The 20,492-nt window shown below is 65.0% G+C and carries 19 protein-coding genes; 9 read left to right on the top strand and 10 right to left on the bottom strand.

Features of this window, described 5'->3' with window-relative positions; all coding sequences use genetic code 11:
- Positions 1 to 3 precede the first annotated feature (3 nt).
- On the top strand, positions 4 to 1,101 hold the full coding sequence (locus XH93_RS29005; RefSeq protein WP_194470103.1) for a DegT/DnrJ/EryC1/StrS aminotransferase family protein: 1,098 nt from the start codon (positions 4 to 6) through the stop codon (positions 1,099 to 1,101).
- 60 nt (positions 1,102 to 1,161) lie between these two features.
- On the opposite strand, the gene XH93_RS29000 is transcribed toward XH93_RS29005, so the two are convergent.
- The gene (locus XH93_RS29000; RefSeq protein WP_194470102.1) at positions 1,162 to 2,397 is read right to left on the bottom strand and encodes a glycosyltransferase family 4 protein; all 1,236 of its coding nucleotides are present in this window, start codon (positions 2,395 to 2,397) and stop codon (positions 1,162 to 1,164) included.
- A 214-nt stretch (positions 2,398 to 2,611) separates the two neighbouring features.
- Here XH93_RS29000 and XH93_RS28995 point away from each other — a divergent pair, with 214 nt between their 5' ends.
- On the top strand, positions 2,612 to 3,076 hold the full coding sequence (locus XH93_RS28995; RefSeq protein WP_194470101.1) for a hypothetical protein: 465 nt from the start codon (positions 2,612 to 2,614) through the stop codon (positions 3,074 to 3,076).
- Positions 3,077 to 3,096: 20 nt separating this feature from the next.
- Here XH93_RS28995 and XH93_RS28990 read toward each other — a convergent pair whose 3' ends face one another.
- The gene (locus XH93_RS28990; RefSeq protein WP_194470100.1) at positions 3,097 to 4,320 is read right to left on the bottom strand and encodes a phenylacetate--CoA ligase family protein; all 1,224 of its coding nucleotides are present in this window, start codon (positions 4,318 to 4,320) and stop codon (positions 3,097 to 3,099) included.
- 95 nt (positions 4,321 to 4,415) lie between these two features.
- Here XH93_RS28990 and XH93_RS28985 point away from each other — a divergent pair, with 95 nt between their 5' ends.
- Positions 4,416 to 5,552: an AGE family epimerase/isomerase gene (locus XH93_RS28985; RefSeq protein WP_194470099.1), complete on the top strand. Its 1,137-nt coding sequence runs from the start codon at positions 4,416 to 4,418 to the stop codon at positions 5,550 to 5,552.
- Between the two features lie 33 nt (positions 5,553 to 5,585).
- Here XH93_RS28985 and XH93_RS28980 read toward each other — a convergent pair whose 3' ends face one another.
- From XH93_RS28980 to XH93_RS28965, 4 genes are all read right to left on the bottom strand, one after another.
- Positions 5,586 to 6,428: an ABC transporter ATP-binding protein gene (locus XH93_RS28980; RefSeq protein WP_139485119.1), complete on the bottom strand. Its 843-nt coding sequence runs from the start codon at positions 6,426 to 6,428 to the stop codon at positions 5,586 to 5,588.
- A 180-nt stretch (positions 6,429 to 6,608) separates the two neighbouring features.
- Positions 6,609 to 7,892, bottom strand: coding sequence for an ABC transporter substrate-binding protein (locus XH93_RS28975; protein WP_194470098.1), 1,284 nt, complete (start codon positions 7,890 to 7,892; stop codon positions 6,609 to 6,611).
- 57 nt (positions 7,893 to 7,949) lie between these two features.
- Positions 7,950 to 9,023: a branched-chain amino acid ABC transporter permease gene (locus XH93_RS28970; protein WP_194470097.1), complete on the bottom strand. Its 1,074-nt coding sequence runs from the start codon at positions 9,021 to 9,023 to the stop codon at positions 7,950 to 7,952.
- 3 nt (positions 9,024 to 9,026) lie between these two features.
- Positions 9,027 to 9,920 carry a branched-chain amino acid ABC transporter permease gene (locus tag XH93_RS28965; RefSeq protein ID WP_139863275.1) on the bottom strand — a complete coding sequence of 298 codons (894 nt, stop codon included), beginning with the start codon at positions 9,918 to 9,920 and terminating at the stop codon, positions 9,027 to 9,029.
- An 83-nt stretch (positions 9,921 to 10,003) separates the two neighbouring features.
- On the opposite strand from XH93_RS28965, the gene XH93_RS28960 reads away from it, so the two are divergent.
- On the top strand, positions 10,004 to 10,369 hold the full coding sequence (locus tag XH93_RS28960; protein ID WP_194470096.1) for an endonuclease domain-containing protein: 366 nt from the start codon (positions 10,004 to 10,006) through the stop codon (positions 10,367 to 10,369).
- A gap of 62 nt (positions 10,370 to 10,431) precedes the next feature.
- Here the strand turns inward: XH93_RS28960 and XH93_RS28955 are convergent, their stop codons facing one another.
- Both XH93_RS28955 and XH93_RS28950 read right to left on the bottom strand, forming a co-directional pair.
- Entirely contained in the window at positions 10,432 to 12,360 is a 1,929-nt protein-coding gene (locus XH93_RS28955; protein ID WP_194470095.1) for a long-chain fatty acid--CoA ligase, read from the bottom strand.
- Entirely contained in the window at positions 12,357 to 13,178 is an 822-nt protein-coding gene (locus tag XH93_RS28950; protein WP_194470094.1) for an ABC transporter ATP-binding protein, read from the bottom strand. Before XH93_RS28950 ends, XH93_RS28955 begins: the two co-directional genes overlap by 4 nt.
- A 403-nt stretch (positions 13,179 to 13,581) precedes the next feature.
- Here XH93_RS28950 and XH93_RS28945 point away from each other — a divergent pair, with 403 nt between their 5' ends.
- The 3 genes from XH93_RS28945 (at position 13,582) to XH93_RS28935 (ending at position 16,419) form a co-directional block, all read left to right on the top strand.
- Positions 13,582 to 14,256, top strand: a complete 675-nt coding sequence (locus XH93_RS28945) for a Crp/Fnr family transcriptional regulator (RefSeq protein WP_194470093.1) — start codon at positions 13,582 to 13,584, stop codon at positions 14,254 to 14,256.
- A 140-nt stretch (positions 14,257 to 14,396) separates the two neighbouring features.
- On the top strand, positions 14,397 to 15,482 hold the full coding sequence (gmd, locus tag XH93_RS28940) for a GDP-mannose 4,6-dehydratase (protein WP_194470092.1): 1,086 nt from the start codon (positions 14,397 to 14,399) through the stop codon (positions 15,480 to 15,482).
- Positions 15,463 to 16,419 carry a GDP-L-fucose synthase gene (locus XH93_RS28935; RefSeq protein ID WP_139485128.1) on the top strand — a complete coding sequence of 319 codons (957 nt, stop codon included), beginning with the start codon at positions 15,463 to 15,465 and terminating at the stop codon, positions 16,417 to 16,419. The genes gmd and XH93_RS28935 overlap by 20 nt, the downstream gene beginning before the upstream one ends.
- Positions 16,420 to 16,521: 102 nt before the next feature.
- Here the strand turns inward: XH93_RS28935 and XH93_RS28930 are convergent, their stop codons facing one another.
- Complete coding sequence (locus XH93_RS28930) at positions 16,522 to 17,364, bottom strand: uroporphyrinogen-III synthase (RefSeq protein WP_194470091.1); 843 nt, start codon at positions 17,362 to 17,364, stop codon at positions 16,522 to 16,524.
- A 138-nt stretch (positions 17,365 to 17,502) separates the two neighbouring features.
- Here XH93_RS28930 and purU point away from each other — a divergent pair, with 138 nt between their 5' ends.
- Complete coding sequence (gene purU, locus XH93_RS28925) at positions 17,503 to 18,366, top strand: formyltetrahydrofolate deformylase (RefSeq protein ID WP_194470090.1); 864 nt, start codon at positions 17,503 to 17,505, stop codon at positions 18,364 to 18,366.
- A gap of 249 nt (positions 18,367 to 18,615) precedes the next feature.
- On the opposite strand, the gene XH93_RS28920 is transcribed toward purU, so the two are convergent.
- A complete protein-coding gene (locus XH93_RS28920) occupies positions 18,616 to 18,909 on the bottom strand; it encodes a hypothetical protein (RefSeq protein WP_194470089.1) in 294 nt (97 codons plus the stop codon).
- A 386-nt stretch (positions 18,910 to 19,295) separates the two neighbouring features.
- Between XH93_RS28920 and XH93_RS28915 the strand changes: the two genes are divergently transcribed.
- Positions 19,296 to 20,480 carry an ABC transporter substrate-binding protein gene (locus tag XH93_RS28915; RefSeq protein WP_371814806.1) on the top strand — a complete coding sequence of 395 codons (1,185 nt, stop codon included), beginning with the start codon at positions 19,296 to 19,298 and terminating at the stop codon, positions 20,478 to 20,480.
- The last annotated feature ends 12 nt before the right edge of the window (positions 20,481 to 20,492 follow it).

Below are 20,492 nucleotides of genomic sequence, written 5' to 3'. Positions count from 1 at the left end.
CAGATGCCGGTGCCGTATGCCGATCTGCAACTGCAGTATCAGAACATCAAGGGCGAGATCGATGCCGCAATCGCCGGCGTGATCCGCGACAACGCGTTCATCCGCGGCGGCTATGTCGACGCCTTCGAGCGCGAATTCGCCGCCGCCGCCGAGGTCAGCCATTGCGTGTCCTGCGCCAACGGCACCGACGCGCTCTACCTCGCGATGCGCGCCTTGAAGGTGAAGCCGGGCGACGAGGTGATCACCACGGCGCATTCCTGGATCTCGACCGCCTCGATGATCACGCACTCCGGCGCCACCGTGGTGTTCTGCGACACCGATGATGCGACATTCACGATCGATCCGGCGGCGATCGAGGCTGCGATCACGCCGCGCACGGTCGGCATCATCCCGGTGCATCTTTACGGCCAGCCCGCCGACATGGACGCGATCATGGCGATCGCGCAGAGGCACAAGCTCTGGGTGATCGAAGATTGCGCCCAGGCGCATCTGGCGCGCTACAAGGGCCGGATGGTCGGCACGTTCGGCGAAGCCGCGACCTATTCGTTCTATCCCGGCAAGAATCTCGGTGCGATGGGTGATGCCGGCGCCGTCGTCACCAATGACGCCGCGCTCGCCGAGCACATGGCGATGCTGGCGCGCCATGGTGGGCTGGTGAAGCATCAGCACCGCATCGAGGGCATCAACAGCCGGCTCGACGGCATGCAGGCCGCGATCCTGTCGGCCAAGCTGCCGCATCTTGCCGACTGGACCGAGGCGCGGCAGGAAGCCGCGAAGGTCTATGATGCCGGCCTCAACCAGATCGAGGACGTCGTGGTGCCCGAGGTCGCGCCGGCGCGCAGCCACGTCTACCATCTCTACACCATCCGCCATCCGCGCCGCGACGCGCTGGCGGCGCATCTTGGCGCCAACGGCGTGCAGACCGCGATCAACTATCCGACCGCGCTGCCGTTCCTGGCGGCCTATGCGCGGTTCGCTCACCAGCCGGAGCAATTCCCCAACGCGCATCGCGACCAGGGACAGATCCTCTCACTGCCGATGTTCGCCGAGATTACGCGCCAGCAGCAGGACGAGGTGATCGAGCTGGTTCGGAAGTTTTAGAGCTATTCTTTTGACGCGTTTTCTTCACGCGAACCGGTATCCACTTCGCTCGAAAACGCTCTAACGGCCGGCCCTGATCTCGGCGACGATGTCGCGGTAGCGCGCGAGCGCGGCATCCTCGGTGAATTTCTCGGCGGCGACGGTTGCCGACCGGCCCATCTGCACGACCTGATCCGGGTTGGCTGCGGCGGCGCGGATCGCCTCCGCGAGGCGAGCAGGGTCCTCGGGCGGGACCACCCAGCCGATGTTTTCCCCGGCGACCTCGATGGCGGCCTCGGAATGGTCTTCGGAGCCCGCGATGACGGCGCGTCCGATCGCCAGCAGATTGTAGAGACGGCTGGGGATCGACACGCCCGCCATGTTGCGGCGATAGGGAATCGCCCAGACGTCGGCGGCGGACAGGAACTCGACCAGATGCTCGGCCGGCACGGGTTCGATCAGCGTGACGTTGGGCAGCTGTTCCGCCGATTGAAGAGCGTTGAGCTGTTTCCAGCCCATCCCCCACCCGGACAACAGGAAGTGGATGCCGGCTTCGTTGCGCAGAATCCTGGCGGCCGCGAACACGGTGGCGGGATCGTGGGTAAAGCCGAGATTGCCCGACAGTCCGACCACCAGATGCGCGTCGCGTGGCCTGTACCGATTTGACGGCGCCAGGTCGCGATATCCGATCGGCAGAAAGGTCCAGTTCGGGATGAAGTGAAGCTTCTCCGCCTTCACGCCGCGGTACTTCGTGAGCAAAGGAGGCACGTCGCGGCCGACGACCACGATGCTGTCCAGCGCGCGGAACATGATGCCGTTCAGGAGGCGCAACAGCTTGTTGAGCGGCGACCCCGAGCCGATGAAGCCGGCTGCGACCAACGCTTCAGGGTACACGTCGTAGATCAGCAGTTCGGTGGCCGCGCCGCGCAACTTGGCTGCGAGGACGACGGCGTAGGGCAGGGTGAACGGATTCGTCACGCAGAACACGAGGTCGTTCTTGCGGGCATGTTTCAGCACACCGAAGAACATCGAGATGGAAAGCGCGAGGACGGAAAGTGCCCGCGAGACGACGGCCGTCTTTTTCGCTCGTGGGATGATCTGTTCGATCACGAACGGATTGGTACGCGCGCCATCCCGTGGGCTCTCCGATTGCTTCGTCGCGGACAAAACCACGACCTCGGTGTCAACGGCGAAGGCCTCGGCGATCTTGCCGATATAAGTCGCCGTCGATGTTGGGTCGGGCGGATAATACTGGGTGGCCAGCACGACCCTGTTGAACGTCTCCCGGCGGCGCGGCTTTTCGAACTCGGACGGCATTAATGAAAATGCTTTCGTTTGGTGTAGCCTCGATCTGAAGACCGCTCTGTATGGGATCGCGAAGCAGTCCTCAACTGCATTATGGCTATCGAGAGGACCTCGGAGCCGGCCAATTTCGGCCTTAAACATCCCCTACCGGCTATGCTAGCATCCCCACAGCCGAGGTTGCCAAGCCAGGTTGCCAAGACCGCGGCGCCCGATGATGGAATGTGGAATGCGAGTTGCATCGGTGCGGTTGATCAATCATCCTGCGTTAACGGTCAGGTTTAGCGCTGCTGTTGCAGCGCTGTTCGCTATCTACCTGCCGCTCGCAGCGTGGATGAACCACCGCTATGTCGATCCGGTGCCCAAGGGCACGATCGTGATCAGGCTGAGCAAGCCGTTTGAGGCCCATGACCACGCCGCCGTCAGCCGTCAGGACGTGCTGAGCAAGCTGGCGCCATGGGCCGACGACGACAAGGTCGAGGCGCAGCAGTCGCCGATCATTGTCTATGAGGATGGCGTTCCGCTCGGACCCGCCCACAATACGTTCGGCGATATCGCGCGGCTCGGAGCAGGGCGTTACGCGCACTGGCGCAGCGGCGTGGCGTTCTCGGCCAGCGACAACAGCGACCCGAACGACAATGGCCGGAACTATTGGGCCGTCCTGCCCAACGAGCAAAGTCGCCGCCGGGATTGAAGCCGCGGCGCGGCGCTGGCTCAACGTTCGTCGGCAATCACCTTGCCGTCGTTCGGCAGCTGGCCTGCGCCGACCAGTTCCACGGCGCCGCCGAGCTTGGTGACCGCACGCAGCGTGGCCGCAAGCTCGGTCTGCAGCGCGTCGTGCGGCGCGGTGCATTCGGCCCGCAGCGTCATCACATCGGATTCCCCCGCGCGGGTGACGACGAGGCGCAGCCGCCCAAGCTCGGGATGCCGCTTGCCGATTTCCGCGATCTGCTCGGGGCGGACGAACATGCCCTTGACCTTGGTGGTCTGATCGGCGCGGCCCATCCAGCCCCTGATGCGCATGTTGGTGCGTCCGCACGGGCTGTTGCCCGGCAGCGCGGCGGTGAGGTCGCCGAGCGCCAGCCGGATCCAGGGATGATGCGGATCGAGCGAGGTGACGACGATCTCGCCGACGTCACCCGGCGCGACCGGATCGCCGGTGCCGGGCTTCACGATCTCGAGGATCAAATCCTCGTTGACCGTCATGCCGTCGCCCGCCGGCGTCTCGAACGCGACCATGCCGAGATCGGCGGTGCCGAAGGCCTGGCGGGCCTCGATGCCGCGCGACTTCATCTCCTCCTGCAGTGATTTCGGGAACGCCGCGCCGGACACCAGCGCGCGCTTGATCGAGGAGACGTCGCGCCCCGCGCTGGCGGCGGCGTCGAGCAGGATCTTCAAGAAGTCCGGGGTGCCGCTGTAGCCGACCGGGCGGTAGGCCTCGATCAGCTCGAATTGCTGCTCGGTGTTGCCAGGGCCCGCAGGAATCACCGCGCAGCCGAGCGCGCGCGCGGAGGCGTCGAAGATGAAGCCGCCGGGGGTGAGGTGATAGCTGAAGGTGTTCAGCACCACGTCGCCCGGGCGAAAGCCGGCCGCAAACAGCGCGCGCGCGCCGCGCCACGGATCGGCCTGGCGGCCTTCCGGCTCGAAGATCGGCCCGGGCGAGGTGAACAGGCGGGCGAACGAGCCCGGCTTGTCGGCCACGAAACCGCCGAACGGCGGGGCGGCCTTGTGCAAGGCGGGCAGGTCCGACTTGCGCAGCACCGGCAGCCGCGCCAGCGCGCCGCGGCTCGTCACTGACGCAGGATCGGTTCCGCGCAGCAGATTGGCGTAGGCCGGTGCCGCCATCGCCTGGCGCAGCACCTCCGGCAGCCGGGCGAACAAGTCTGCTTCGCGCTCGGCCGGGTCGCGCGTTTCAAGGGCGTCGTAGTGTTCGGTCATGGCGGGTCCTTGGGACGGATTGCGCTGGTGGCACGCGGCCTTGCGCGTGCTATCAGACGGTGATCGCTTGTATCGGGATGGTTCCAGGAAGCGCGATGACTGAAGCACAGGACGGAGCGGCGGGCGTCGTCGCGAGATTGAAGCGCCACATGATCGAGCAGGCGCTGCCGCTGTGGTCGACCGTGGGCTGGGATGCTGCGACCGGTGGGTTCATCGAACGGCTGCACCAGGACGGCAGCGCCGATCGCGCCGCGCCGCGCCGCGTGGTTGTGCAGGCACGGCAAATCTATTGCTACGCCAAGGCGGCGCAGATGGGCTGGTACCCGGAAGGCCGCGCGATCGCGCTCAAGGGATTGGAGTATCTGCTCGCCAAGGCCAAGGCGCCGGACGGCCGGCCGGGCTTTGTCTACGGCCTGACGCCGGACGGCGGTGTCGCGGACCCGCTGCGCGACACCTACGGCCACTCCTTCGTGCTGCTCGCACTGGCGACGGTCTACGGCCTCGAGCCCGATGCTCAGGTCAAGGCCGAGATGGACGAATTGCTGTCGTTCCTCGACAGCAAGCTGCGCTCGCCGCATGGCGGCTTCCTGGAGGGGCTGCCGCCTGCGATGCCGCGCCGGCAGAACCCGCAGATGCATTTGTTCGAGGCGATGATCGCCTGCTTCGACGCCACCCACGATTTGTCGTTCCAGAACCGCGCCGGCGAGTTCTTCGCGCTGTTCCTCGCCAGCCTCTACGACAAGCAGACGCGCGTGCTCGGCGAATATTTCGAGGAGGACTGGTCGAAGATTCCCCCGGTCAGCGTCGAGCCCGGGCATCTTGCGGAGTGGATCTGGCTGCTGAAGGGCTTCGAGCGCGTCACCGGCTGCCCGACCGGGCGTCCGCGCGGTGAACTTTTGGCGTCGGCGCTGCGCTATCGCGATGCGACCGGCTGCCTGATCGACGAGGGCGACGCCGAGGGCAACATCCGCCGTCACACGCGGCGGCTGTGGCCGCAGACCGAGCTGGCGAAAGCGTGGATCGCGCAGGCCGAGTCGGGCGAGAGCGGTGCAGCGGACGAGGCGCGCGCGGCGCTCGTGCTGCTCGAGCGGCACTATCTCAGCCATCCCGTGGCCGGCGGCTGGTACGACCAGTTCGACCGCGAGGGCAACTCGCTGGTCGCCACCATTCCTGCGTCGTCGTTCTACCATGTGCTCTGCGCGATCACCGAAGCTGAGCAAGTGCTCGGCTGACGCCGCCCGGTTGTCGTGACGCGGTATCATGCTCTACAGCCAGCGCTTGCGCCGCTTGAAACTCTTCAGGTTCTTGAAACTCTTGCGCTGGTCGCCGGCGCCGCCGAGGTAGAATTCCTTGACGTCCTCGTTGTCGCGCAGTTCGTCGGCGGAGCCGTCCAGCACCACCTTGCCCTGTTCCATGATGTAGCCGTGGCTGGCGACCGACAGCGCGGCGCGCGCATTCTGCTCGACCAAGAGGATGGTGACCCCGAGATCGCGGTTGATCTCCTTGATGATCGCGAACACTTCCTTGACCAGCAGCGGCGACAATCCCATCGACGGCTCGTCCATCAGGATCATCTTCGGGCGCGCCATCAGCGCGCGGCCGATCGCCAGCATCTGCTGCTCGCCGCCGGAGAGATAGCCGGCAAGGCCGGTGCGCTCCTTCAGGCGCGGGAAATATTTGAACACCATGTCGATGTCGGCGGAAACCTCGTTGTCGCGGCGGGTGAAGGCGCCGAGCCGCAAATTCTCCAGCGACGTCATGTCGGCGACGATGCGGCGGCCTTCCATCACCTGGAAAATGCCGCGGCGGACGATCTTGTCCGGATCGATGCCGTTGATGCGCTGGCCCTCGAACAGGATCTCGCCGCGGGTGACCTCACCGTCCTCGGTCTTGAGCAGGCCGGAGATCGCCTTCAGGGTCGTCGACTTGCCGGCGCCGTTGGCGCCGAGCAGGGCCACGATCGCGCCCTTCGGCACTTCGAGGCTCAGCCCGCGCAGCACCAGGATGACGTCGTCATAGACGACCTCGATGTTGTTGACGCTGAGCAGCGGTGGCGGCGGGACCGCCGTCGGGACTGTGCGCGTGGTGGCTGTTGCGGTGTCAGTCATGCTTCGATCACCTTCGACTGTCGTCACCCGCGTTTCGTGCGCAACTGCGCACTAGAGCGGGTGACCCAGTATTCCAGAGACGCCAGCGATCAACCGAGAAGCCGCGGCGTACTGGATCCCCCGCTTTCGCGGGGGATGACGAGTTATGGTGGGGCTGCGCTGTCGGCAGCCTCACGAGCCTCACCAGCCGAACCATTCCGGCTTGCGGGGCAGTTCGACGGTCTTCACCTTCTCGAGCTTGATCGTGCCCTTGCTCATCAGGTCGTTGAGGTCGCCATCGGTCGCGCCTGATACTTTCGAGCGATAGAGATCGACTTTCATGGTCGGGCGGTGATCTTTCTCGGTCCAGGTCGAGGGATTGCAGACGCCGTCCATGCCGGCCGGCACCCAATCCTTCTTCTGGTAGAAGCCCTTGGCGACGTTCTCGCCGGTGGCGCCGCCGTTCTTGACGGCCCAGTCGAGCGCTTCCTTCAGGTACAGGGCGCTGCAGACCGCGGCGATGTAGTGCACCGGGCGATACACCTTGCCCGAGGGATCGGACATCTTGGAGATTTCCATCAGCGTCTTCATGCCGGGCGCGTTGCCGCCCCAGGCGACCGCGGTGCGCAGCGGGAAGATCACGCCGTCGGCGGCATCGCCCGCGGTCTTGGCGGCGTTCTCGTCCATGCCCCAGACATTGCCGAGGAACTGGACGTCGACGCCGGCGGTCTTGCAGGCCTTCAGCACCGAAATGTTGGAGGCCGCGGTGTTGCCGAGATAGGCGTAGTTGGCACCCGAGCTCTTCAGGCTCAGGCACTGCGCCGAATAGTCGCCTGGCGTCAGCGCGAACACCAGCGGCGGCAGCACCTCGAAGCCGAGCTCGGTCGCCAGCGCTTCGCCGGCGGCCTTCGGCGCGTTCGGATACGGGTGGTTGGCGCCCATATGGACGAACTTCGGCTTGCCCGACTTGCCCTTGGCCTTCCAGTCCTCCGCCGCCCAGGTCAGCATCGCGCGCATCGAGTCCGAATAGCTCGGGCCGTAGAAGAAATTGTACGGCGCGGGCTTGGCCTTGCCGCTGCTGCCCTCCGGATCGGTCAGGGCTGCGGCGTAGGAGCCGGAGATGTCGGGGATCTTGTCCTGGGCGAGGAAGCCGGTCAGCGCCTCGGTATCCGCGGTGCCCCAGCCCATGATCGCAGCGACCTTGCCGTCGGGCGCCGACCACTTCTTATACAGCGCGATCGCGCGCGGCACCTGGTAGCCGTAGTCGTTGCTGTCGACATTGAGCTGCTTGCCGCCGACGCCGCCGTTCTTGTTGACCCAGGCGAAGGTGTCGACGACGGCCTGGCCGTAGGGCGTGCCGACGTCGGAGGTGCCGCCCGAGAGGTCCTGCAGATGGCCGATCGCGATCTGGGCCTGCGCGGCGGTGGCGGCGCTGCCGATCAGCAGCGCCAGCGAGACCGAGCTCAAAAGGGATCTCATCGTCATTGTTGTTTCCTCCGGTTTTTCGTTGAACGATCTTGTGGGTAATATCCCGTGCCTGCCTCAGTGCGAGAACGGGTAGAGTTTCCAATAAGCCTTGATCTGCCGCCAGCGGTGTGCGAGCCCGTCCGGCTCGAACATCAAAAAGCCGATGATGATCAGCCCGATCGCGATCTCGCGCAGGAAGGTGATGTTGTTGTTGAGCTGCAGCGCCTTGTCGATTGCGCCGCCCTTCAGCCACGCACTCAGCCATTCCATCGATTCCGGCAGCAGCACCACGAAGGCGGTGCCCATCAGCGTGCCCATGACCGAGCCGGTGCCGCCGATGATCACCATGGCGAGGAACAGCACCGAGCGCTCGATGCCGAAGCCCTCCTGGGAGACGACGAGCTGGTAGTGCGCGTAGAGCGCGCCGGCGATGCCGGCGAAGAAGGCGGCCAGCCCGAACGACAGCGTGCGGTACTTGGTCAGGTTGATACCCATGATCTCGGCGGAGAGATAGTGGTCGCGGATCGCGACCAGCGCGCGGCCGTCGCGGGTGCGCATCAGATTGGTGACGAGCAGATAGCTGACCACCATGTAGGCCAGCACGACGTAGAAATACTGCCGGTCGCCGCGCAAGGTGTAGCCGAAGATCGAGAACGGGTTGGCGCTGGCCGGCACCGAGCCGCCGGAGAACCATTCGGCGCGCGAGAAGAAGTCGAGCAGGATGTACTGCGCGGCGAGGGTGGCGATGACGAGGTAGAGCCCCTTCAGCCGCGCCGCCGGCACGCCGAAGATCAGGCCGACCAGCGCGGTGATCAGGCCGGCCAGCGGAATGGCGAAGAACACCGGGATCGGTGCATTGTTGGAGATGTAGGCCGAGGTGAAGGCGCCGAGCAGGAAGAACGCGGCGTGCCCGATCGAGATCTGGCCGGTGAAGCCGACCAGGACGTTGAGGCCGAGCGCTGCGATCGCGAAGATGCCGATCTGGATCGCGATCGAGAGCCAGTAATTGCTGAGCAGCATCGGCGCAAAGCAGGCCAGCGCGATGCCGAGCAGCGCGAAGTTACGGCTGGTCGCGGTCGGGAAGATCGTGGTGTCGGCCGCATAGCTGGTGCGGAAATCGCCCGACGGAATCAGGGTGCTTGTTGCCATCGATCAAACCCGCTCAATGTCCTTGGTGCCGAACAGGCCGTAGGGCTTGATCATCAGGATGATGATCAAGACGTAGAACGGCGCGATCTCGTAGAGATTGCCGAGGTGCAGATACTGGCTGTCGACATATTGCGCGATGTTCTCCAGGAGCCCGATGATGATGCCGCCGAGCACGGCGCCGCCGACCGAGTCGAGGCCGCCGAGGATCGCCGCCGGAAACACCTTGATGCCGTAGGCGGAGAGGCCGGACGACACGCCGTTGACCACGGCGACCACGACGCCGGCGACCGCCGACACGGTGGCCGAGATCGCCCAGGCCATCGCGAATACGCTCTTCACGGAGATGCCGAGCGACTGCGCGACCTGCTGGTTGAAGGCGGTGGCGCGCATTGCGAGGCCGTATTTGGAGGCGCGGAAGAACCAGGCCATGCCGAACATCATGGCGAGCGACACCACGAGGCTCATGACATAGACGGTCTGGATCTGCAGCCCGAACAGGTTGACCGACTGGCTCTCGAACACCCGCGGGAACGGCTGCGGGTTGACGCCGAAGATCCACTTCAGCGCGGCCTGGAACACGGTCGACAGGCCGATCGTCACCATGATGACCGAGATGATCGGCTCGCCGATCATCGGCCGCAGGACGATGACCTGGATCGCGATGCCGAAGATGAACATGAACACCAGCGTAACAGGCATGCCGATCCAGAACGGCAGCTGATACTTGGTCAGCAGCGCCCAGCACACCCAGGCGCCGACCAGCAGCAGTTCGCCCTGCGCGAAGTTCACGACCTGCGTCGCCTTGTAGATCAGCACAAACGACATCGCGACCACGCCATAGAGCGTGCCGACCACGAGACCGTTGACGATGAGCTGGATCAGGAATGCGGTGTTCATGTGCTATGCTCGATCCTTCGCCTCTCCCCGCTTGCGGGGAGAGGCCGGCGCGCGAAGCGCGACGGGTGAGGGGGAGTCTCCGCATGCGCGGTGCTGATGAGTCCAAGACCGAGCGAGCAAGGAATCTGCGAAATGCCTCGACTGATGCCGAAGGGAAGCTCTGGTACCGGCTTCGCGCCCGCAGGCTGAGCGGCTACAAGTTTGTCAGACAGGAGCCGATTGGTCCGTACACCGTCGACTTCATCTGCCGCGAACGCCGCCTCGTCATCGAGGTGGACGGTGGGCAACATGCTAACAGCCAGCACGATGCCGTTCGCGACAAATGGCTCGTCGACCACAACTATCGGGTCCTGCGTTTCTGGAACAACGAGGTTTCCAGCAATTTGGCGGGCGTTCTCGAAACGATTATCACCGCGCTCGCGGAGGCTCCCCCTCACCCGGATCGCTGACGCGATCCGACCTCTCCCCGCAAGCGGGGCGAGGTGAAGAGCAGCGCTCGCGTTGAGAGGCCTCATTCCGCGGCCTCCGCGGTCATGGCGCGGCCGAGGTCGACGACCTGCAGCGTGGTGCGCACGCGCTGGGTGGTGCCGTCCTGGAAGCGGATCACGGTGTCGACCGGGATGTTGGCCTTGCCGCGATAGATCGCCTCGATGATGTCGGCGTATTTCTCGTTGATGACGCCGCGGCGGACTTTTCTGGTGCGGGTCAGTTCGCCGTCGTCGGCGTCGAGCTCCTTGTAGAGCAGCAGGAAGCGCGAGATGCGCTGCGCCGGCGGCAGCGTGGCGTTGACGGTTTCGACCTCTTTCCTGAGCAGCGCATAGACCTCGGGGCGGGAGGAAAGGTCGGTGTAGGTCGTGAACGAGAGCCGGTTCTTCTCCGCCCATTTCGAGATGATCGAGTAGCGGATGCAGATCATCGCCGCGAGCGCGTCGCGGCCGGCGCCGAGCACGACGGCTTCGGCGACGTAGGGCGAGAATTTCAGCTTGTTCTCGATATATTGCGGCGAGAAGCGTTCGCCGCGCGCGGTCTCGGCGAGATCCTTGATGCGGTCGATCACGACCAGCTGCTTGGCGTCGTTGTAGTAGCCGGCATCGCCGGAATGCATCCAGCCGTCCTTGATGTCGGCGACCGAGGCCTCGGGGTTCTTGTAATAGCCGAGGAACATGTTGGGGTGACGGACCACAATCTCGCCGACGCCGTTGACGTCGGGATTGTCGACCCGGATCTCGATCGTGTCGTCCATCGGGACGCCCGTGGTATCGGGGTCGACCTTGCCTGCCGGATGCAGCGTGTAGGCGCCGAGCAGCTCGGTCTGGCCGTACAGCGTGCGCAGCGGCACGCCCATCGCCTGGAAGAACTTGAAGGTCTCCGGCCCGAGCGCGGCGCCGCCGGTCGCCGCCGAGCGCAGCCGGGTGAAGCCGAGCCGGTCGCGCAGCGCGCGAAACAGCAGCTGGTCGGCGAACATCGAGCGCTTGCCCTCGGCCAGCGCGGCGAGACCGGTCCTCATGCCGAGATCGTAGAGCCGCTGCTTGAACGGCGAGGCATCCATCACGCCGGCGCGGACGTCGGCGGCGATCGATTCCCAGACCCGCGGCGCGAACAGCACGAAGGTCGGCGCGATCTCGCGGAAATCGTGCATCATGGTGTCGGGCTCTTCAACGAAGTTGACCTTCATCCGGCAAAGCAGCCCTTTGCCCATCGCGTAGACCTGCTCCATGATCCAGGGCAGCGGCAGCACCGAGACGTATTCGTCGTCCGGGCCCTTCGGATCGAAGGCGAGATACGTCGCGCAATGCCGCAGCACGCGGCCCGCGGCAAGCATCGCAAGCTTCGGGTTGGCCGTGGTGCCCGAGGTCGTGCAGAGGATTGCGACGTCCTCGCCGTTGGTCGCGTCGACCAGGCTGTCGTACAGGGTCGGCTCGCGCGCGGCGCGCTCGCGGCCCATCGCGACCAGCTTGCTCGCCTCCATCAGCCGCGGGTCGTCGTACTTCCGCATGCCGCGCGGGTCGGAATAGACGATGTGCTTGAGCTGCGGCACGCGATCGGCGAGGCCGAGCAGCTTGTCGACCTGCTCCTCGTCCTCGGCGAACACCAGCTTGGCCTCGCCGTAGCTCAGGAGATAGGCGGCTTCCTCGTCGAGCACGTCGCGGTAAAGGCCAAGGCTCATGGCGCCGATGGCGTGGGCCGCGATCTCGGCGGCGACCCAGTCCGGCCGGTTGTCGCCGATGATGCCGATCACGTCGCCGCGGCCGAGCCCGAGCTCGACCATGCCGAGCGCGAAATCATGGGTGCGGGTCTGGTAGTCGTTCCAGGTGAATTCGCGCCACAGCCCGAAGTCCTTTTCGCGCAGGGCGATCTCCTTGCCGTGCTCCTTTGCGTTCAGGCGCAGCATCTTCGGGAAGGTGTCGGCCTGCGCGGCGCGACCGGCGTAGTCCATCATGCCGCGCTCTCCCGCACCGACGGCTTGTCGTCGGGGTCGACCAGCACCTCGTCCTCTTCGCCGAGATAGGCGCGCTTGACATGCGGATCGGCGAGCACGGCCGCCGGGTCGCCCTCGGCGATCTTGCGGCCGAAGTCGAGCACCATGACGCGGTGGGAGATGTCCATCACGACGCCCATGTCGTGCTCGATCATCATCACGGTCATGCCGAACTCCTCGTTGAGATCGACAATGTAGCGCGCCATGTCCTCCTTCTCTTCGAAGTTCATGCCGGCCATCGGCTCGTCGAGCAGGATCAGCCGCGGCTCCAGCGCCATCGCGCGGGCGAGCTCGACCCGCTTGCGCAGGCCGTAGGGCAGGGTGCCGGCGGTCGCCTTGCGCACCGACTGCAGGTCGAGGAAGTCGATGATCTCCTCGACCTTGCGGCGATGCTCGAGCTCCTCGCGCCGCGCGCCGGTCAGCCAGTACAGCGATCCCGTGATGAAGTTGTTCTTCAGGAGGTGATGGCGGCCGACCATGATGTTGTCGAGCACGCTCATATGGTGGAACAGCGCGAGATTCTGGAAGGTGCGGCCGATGCCGAGCGCCGGCCGCGCATTGGGGTTGAGCCCGGTGATGTCCTGGCCGCGCCAGAACAGCTGGCCCTCGGTCGGCCGGTAGCGGCCGGAGATGCAGTTGACGATCGAGGTCTTGCCGGCGCCGTTCGGGCCGATAATCGAAAACAGCTCGCCCTCGTTGACGCCGAAGCTCACATCGGTCAGCGCACGCACGCCGCCAAAGCGTAATGAGACTCCGCGCACCTCAAGACTATCGGCCACCCTGTTCCCTCCAGATAAGGCGCTTGGCGCGCTCTTTATCTTCGCTTGAAAGCACGACTTCGATCTTGCATCGATCTTACACGTCGATCCTACATGGGCCGCTGTGGGGTGACCATCCGACTGATGCCGGAGCCGGAAGCGTCGCTTGCCGTTCACCGACATGATGCGCGGTAACGCCGCACCCACCTGTCCCACCTCGCGTCATCTGCCACTAGCGATCCGTTCGGAGCGTGCGCGGCGTTACGCGAGGTGGTTCTCAATACGGGAAAGCGTTAGGTTGAATTGTCATGTGCCGGACAATTGGGCAGGAATTTTTGCTGGCATTCCAAAGACGCCGGTTCCTGGACTGGTTGCTGCGGCCTGTTGCGGTGCAATATAGCTGGGGTGGGGTGCCGTCGCTCGAATGATTGCTGCTGATTACCTGAAGCGCATCGCGGTGTGGTCGCGCGAACTGACCGAGGCGGAAATCGAGATCGCGCGCGCCGGCGTCTCCGAGAAATCCTACCGCGCCAACGAATTCATCTTCGCGCGCGGCGACAATTTCCAGTACTGGACCGGCATCGTCACCGGCCTCGCGCGGATGGGCATCGTGTCGCGCGGCGGCAAGGCGGCGAGCTTTGCCGGCCTCACCGCCGGCGCGTGGTTCGGCGAGGGCACCGTGCTCAAGAACGAGTTGCGGCGCTACGACGTGGTCGCGCTGCGCGACACGCGGCTGGCGATGATGGACCGCCGCACCTTCGTCTGGCTGTTCGAGAACAGCGTCGGCTTCAACCGTTTCCTGGTCGGGCAGCTCAACGAGCGGCTCGGCCAGTTCATCGCGCTGCTCGAATATGGCCGCACCCTCGATGCCACCGCGCGGCTGGCCCGCTCGATCGCCTCGCTGTTCAATCCGATCCTCTATCCCGACCTGACGCGGCACCTGGAAATCACCCAGGAGGAGATCGGCGCGCTGTCCGGGATTAGCAGGCAGAACGCCAACCAGTGCCTGAAACGGCTGGAACGGGAGGGCCTGCTCCGGCTCGAATATGGCGGGGTGACCATCATCGACCTGGAACGGCTCCGCCACTACGGCGAGTGACCGCCCCGGGCCCAAAACGGAGGCATTTTGTGGGATTTTGGGTCCTGATTCGGGGGGCGGGGCATTAGACTTGGGCCGGGTCGGATGCTACAGACCGGCCCGAGTTGGGACCGCGCGGGTTCGCGCCCTCTGGAGACAATATGGCAGTTCAGGATTCGAAGCGGCGCGTGGCGCTGATCACCGGTGTCACCGGGCAGGACGGTGCCTACCTCGCCGAGTACCTGCTCGGTCTCGGCTACACCGTGCATGGCATCAAGCGCCGGTCGTCCTCGTTCAACACCGCGCGCGTCGATCACCTCTATCAGGACCCGCATGTCGGCAATGTGCCGTTCCTGATGCACTACGGTGACATGACCGATTCGACCAATCTGATCCGGCTGATGCAGCAGATCCGGCCGACCGAGGTCTACAATCTGGCGGCCCAGAGCCACGTCGCGGTTTCCTTCGAGAGCCCGGAATACACCGCCAACGCCGACGCGATCGGCGTGCTGCGCCTCCTGGAGGCGATCCGCATCCTCGGCATGGAAAAGGAGACCCGGTTCTACCAGGCATCGACCTCGGAACTGTACGGCCTGGTGCAGGAAGTGCCGCAGAAGGAGACCACCCCGTTCTACCCGCGCTCGCCCTATGGCGTCGCCAAGCTCTATGGCTACTGGATCACGGTGAACTACCGTGAGGCCTACAACATGTTCGCCTGCAACGGCATCCTGTTCAATCACGAGAGCCCGATTCGCGGCGAAACCTTCGTGACCCGCAAGATCACCCGCGGCGTCGCCCGCATCGAGGTCGGCCTGGAGAAGACGATCTATCTCGGCAATCTCGAGGCCAAGCGCGACTGGGGCCATGCCCGCGACTATGTCGAGGGCATGCACATGATCCTGCAGGCCGATAGCCCCGACGACTTCGTGCTGTCGACCGGTGAGACCCGTTCGGTGCGCGAATTCATCGAGCTGGCGTTTGCCGAGGTCGGCCGCAGCGTCGAGTGGCGCGGCAAGGGTGTCGACGAGGTCGGTATCGACAAGGCAACCGGCAAGACCGTGGTGCGGATCGACCCGACCTATTTCCGCCCCACCGAGGTCGATCTTCTGATCGGCGACGCGAGCAAGGCGAAGGCCAAGCTCGGATGGAAGCCGAAGACGTCGTTCGCGCAACTGGTGAAGGAAATGGTCGCCGGCGATCTCGCCGAAGCCAGACAGGACGCCGCCAATGGCAAACGCTCCGTTTGAACTGAAGGGCAAGACGGTTTTCGTCGCCGGCCATCGCGGCATGGTCGGCTCGGCGCTGCTGCGCCGGCTGGCGCGCGAGGGGGCGGACCTCTTGACGATCTCGCGCAGCGAGGTCGACCTGCGCAACCAGGCGGCGGTGGATGCCTGGTTCGCCGCCAAGCGGCCGCAGGCGGTGTTTCTCGCCGCGGCCAAGGTCGGCGGCATCGTCGCCAACAACACGCTGCGCGCCGAATTCCTCTACGACAATCTGGCGATCTCGACCAACGTGATCCAGGCCTCGCACGCCAATGGCTGTGAGAAGCTGATGTTTTTCGGCTCGTCCTGCATCTATCCGCGGCTGGCGCCGCAGCCGCTGCGCGAGGACTCGATGCTGACCGGCCCGCTGGAGCCGACCAACGAGCCCTATGCGATCGCCAAGATCGCCGGCATCAAGATGGCGGAGGCCTATCGCAGCCAGTACGGCTCCGATTTCATCAGCGTGATGCCGACCAATCTGTACGGCCCCGGCGACAATTATCACCCCGAATACAGCCACGTCGTTGCGGCGCTGATCCGCCGCTTCCACGAGGCCAAGCTGTCGGGCGCCAGCAACGTCGTGGTGTGGGGCACCGGCACGCCGCGGCGCGAGTTCCTCTATGTCGACGATCTCGCCGACGCCTGCATCCATCTGATGAAGACCTATTCCTCGCCGGAACTGGTCAACATCGGCACCGGCGAGGACATCACCATCGCCGAATTCGCCCGCGTGGTTGCAGCCACCGTCGGCTATCGCGGCGAGATCAGCTTCGATACGTCGCGGCCCGACGGCACCCCGCGAAAACTGCTCGACGTCAGCCGGCTGGCAAAACTCGGCTGGCGCGCGACGACGTCGCTCGAGGACGGCATCCGGCTCGCCTACCAGGCTTTTCTCAGCGAGACCAAACAGGCGGCGGAGTAGGGCTCTCTCCCCGTCATTGCGAGCGCAGCGAAGCAATCCATGCTTCAGCTTGCGCGGAGGGATGGATTGCTTCGCTGGCGCTCGCAATGACGGCGGTTGCGGCTACTTCGCCGCCATCCGCGGCGGGTTCTTCGCCAGCGCCGCCGCCATTGCCGAGATCAGCGGCTTCATGAAGAAGGCATCGTTGGCCGGATAGATGTCGGTGCGCAGGCCATAGGCCTGCAACTCGTCCGACACCACGGGCCCGACCGAGGCGATCGGCGTGCGCTGCAAGCCATCGCGGAGTTGCGGCTCGCAGCCATGCGCCTTGGCGACGTCGATCAATCGGCGAACCTGGCCGGAACTGGTCAGCGCGACCGCGTCGATGCGGCCCTGCGCCATCTCCTCGATCGCGGTGACGATGTTGGCGTCGGCGGCCTCGGCGTCATAGACATAGGGCAGCACGGTATCGACGTCGGCGCCCTGCGCCGTGATGGCGCCGATCAGCGTCGCATGGTCCTTGTCCGGATAGAGCTGCAGGCCGAGGCGATGGCCCTTCAGGTCGAGTTTGGACAGCATCTCGGCGACGCCCTCCGAGGTCGGTTTCTCGGTCGTCAGCTGCGGCTCCAGCCCAATCTCACGTAGCGCTCGCCCGGGCTTCGGGCCGCGGGCAAACTTGCGCGCCTTGGCGAGGCCGCCGACGAACTCCGCCTCCAGCCCGATCCGGCGCACCACCTTCATCAGGCGGCGCAGGCCTTCGCCGGTCATCAGCACGAGATCGTCGAGCGGCCGCTCGACGGCGCGGCGAATCCAGGCCTCGATCGGCGCCGGATCAGGCGCGTCATGGATGGTGAACATCGGGCATTGCAGCACGTCCGCGCCCTGCTCGGCGAGCAGGCGGGAGAACTGCGCCTCCTCGCGGGTCTCCAGGATGAGGATGCGGTAGCCGTTCAGCCGGTCAGCCATGATGATGTCCCAACAAATATTGCCGTCATTGGTTCGATTTGAACCCTGAGCGGGATTGGCGCAAGGGCGCGGGCGGTGCTAGACGGGGCCGAAAAATCGCCACTCCGCACGTTCCTGCTCAAGCTTTGGTCAATTGGCATGCCCGACCATCAATTCGTTCTGACCCTGTCCTGTCCGGATCGCCCGGGCATCGTCTCCGCGGTCTCGACCTTCCTCGCCCATAACGGGCAGAACATTCTCGACGCCCAGCAGTTCGACGACATCGAGACCGGCAAATTCTTCATGCGCGTGGTGTTCACCGCGGCCGACCTCGCGGTCGAGCTCGCGGCGCTGCAGACCGGCTTTACCGCGATCGCCGAGCGCTTCGGCATGGACTGGCAGATGCGCGACCGCGCCACCCGCCGCCGCGTGATGCTGCTGGTGTCGAAGTCCGATCACTGCCTGGTCGACATCCTCTATCGCTGGCGCACCGGCGAGCTCGAGATGATTCCGACCGCGATCGTCTCCAACCATCCGCGCGAGGTCTACGGCTCGCTCGATTTCGGCGACATCCCGTTCCACCATCTGCCGGTGACCAAGGAGACCAAGCGCCAGCAGGAGGACGCGGTCTGGCAGCTGGCGCAGGACACCAAAACCGATCTCGTGGTGCTGGCGCGCTATATGCAGATCCTCTCCGACGAGATGTCGGCGCGGCTCAGCGGCCGCTGCATCAACATCCATCACTCGTTCCTGCCCGGCTTCAAGGGTGCAAAACCCTACCACCAGGCGCATGAGCGCGGCGTCAAGCTGATCGGCGCCACCGCGCATTACGTCACGCGCGATCTCGACGAGGGCCCGATCATCGACCAGGACGTCGAGCGCATCAGCCACCGCGACACGCCCGAGGATCTCGTGCGCAAGGGCCGCGACATCGAGCGCCGCGTGCTGGCGCGCGCGATCCGCTATCACCTGGCCGACCGCGTCATCCTGAACGGCCGCAAGACCGTGGTGTTCGTCGACTAGCGCATGATGAAGTTAGGTTGAGCTAGAACGGCATCATGGTTCACCTCTCCCTTGGGAGAGGTGGGCGCGCAGCGCCGGGTGAGGCGTCTTGGTCTCTCGATGGAGCGTAACCCCTCACCCGATTTGCTGCGCAAATCGACCTCTCCCAAGGGAGAGGTGAACCGAAACCGCGGCAAGCCGATTTGACCTAATCTCATCACGCTTGGAGCGCGAAAGCGGGGCGCTTTCCACGACCGGATTACTCCGGCCTCACTGGGTTTTGGCTGCGCCCTGCGCGCTCGATGCCGCCGGCTTGCTCGCGTCCTGGTCGCCGCGCTCGGACGCCGGCAGCAATCGCTTGCGCTCCCGTTCCCGCATGAACGCGTCGTATTCCGGCGTGCCCGCGCGGGGCGGCGCATCGGCGGGGAGGCCGCCGGCCCAGGCCGGAATGTAATCGGCCATGCCGGCCGAAAGCTTCTCGTTGACCGTGCTGCATCCGCCGAGCGCGCACGCCGCCAGCACGAGGACGGTCAGGACAGGAATATGGCGGGAGATGATCGGCATTGGAGAACGATACAGTCCTAACCTTTAACGATGATGGATTTAGGGCGCGACCGTTCGGCTGCAATTGTGCTTGTTTGTTGACATCGGCGGTTCGTTTGTACGATCGTACAAATCGCGCGATGGTCAATTCCGGCCAGCCGAGCCTTGGCCAGGCGAAATCCGTTCTCATCGGCAGTGGATTTTGTAGCGCGATCCCGGTATTAAAATACCGTATAGGGTCGGCCGGGTGACCGTTTCGCGCAGGAAACTCGCCCATCGTCCGATTGACAATGGGGCAGCGGGAGACGCCATGTCGCCTTGCGGCCTGGCCGCAGAGAATGTGAGCTAATGGCGGGCAAGGGCCGGGGACTCGGTTCGCCGCAGAAGACTGGAAGGGGGAGACATCGATGGATTTCAATCGTCGCAAAATGTTGCTGTGGGCCGCCACGACGGCCTCCATCGCCGCCCTGTGCGCGGCTGCGCCGGCGCGCGCGGAGGACACCGTGAAGATCGGCCTGATCGTGCCGATGACCGGCGGCCAGGCCTCGACCGGCAAGCAGATCGACAACGCCGTCAAGCTCTATATGCAGCAGCATGGCGACAGCGTCGCCGGCAAGAAGATCGAGGTCATCCTGAAGGACGACGCCGCGGTGCCTGACAACACCAAGCGGATCGCGCAGGAACTGATCGTCAACGACAAGGTCAATTTCATCGCCGGCTTCGGCGTCACGCCCGCAGCGCTTGCCGCGGCGCCGCTGGCGACCCAGGCGAAGATCCCGGAAGTCGTGATGGCGGCCGGCACCTCGATCATCACCGAGCGCTCGCCCTACATCGTCCGCACCAGCTTCACGCTGGCGCAATCCTCCACCATCATCGGCGACTGGGCGGTCAAGAACGGCATCAAGAAGGTCGCGACGCTGACCTCGGACTATGCGCCGGGCAAGGACGCATTGGCGTCCTTCAAGCAGCACTTCACCGCCGGCGGCGGCGAGATCGTCGAGGAGGTCAACGTGCCGCTCGCCAACCCCGACTTCGCGCCGTTCCTGCAGCGCATGAAGGATGCCAAGCCCGACGCGATGTTCGTGTTCGTGCCGGCGGGGCAGGGCGGCAATTTCATGAAGCAGTATGCCGAGCGCGGGCTCGACAAGAGCGGCATCAAGGTGATCGGGCCGGGCGACGTCATGGACGACGATTTGCTCAACAACATGGGCGACGCCGCGCTCGGCGCGGTGACCGCGCATCTCTACTCCGCGGCGCATCCGTCCGCGATGAACAAGGATTTCGTCGCGGCCTACAAGAAGGCGTTCGGCAACCGCCCCGGCTTCATGGCTGTCAGCGGCTATGACGGCATCCATCTGATCTACGAGGCGCTGAAGAAGACAAATGGGGATACCAACGGCGACAAGCTGATCGAGGCGATGAAGGGCATGAAGTGGGAAAGCCCGCGCGGCCCGATCTCGATCGATCCGGAAACCCGCGACATCGTGCAGAACATCTACATCCGCAAGGTCGAGAAGGTCGACGGCGAGCTCTACAATGTCGAGTTCGCGACCTTCGAGGCCGTCAAGGATTCCGGCAAGACCAAGAAGTGATCCGCGAAAAGC

Origin of the sequence: Bradyrhizobium sp. CCBAU 51753, from assembly GCF_015291565.1 — a bacterium.
Taxonomy (GTDB): domain Bacteria; phylum Pseudomonadota; class Alphaproteobacteria; order Rhizobiales; family Xanthobacteraceae; genus Bradyrhizobium; species Bradyrhizobium ivorense.
The sequence above is the reverse complement of the archived record's forward strand: the minus strand, read 5'-3'. Positions and strand labels throughout refer to the sequence as shown.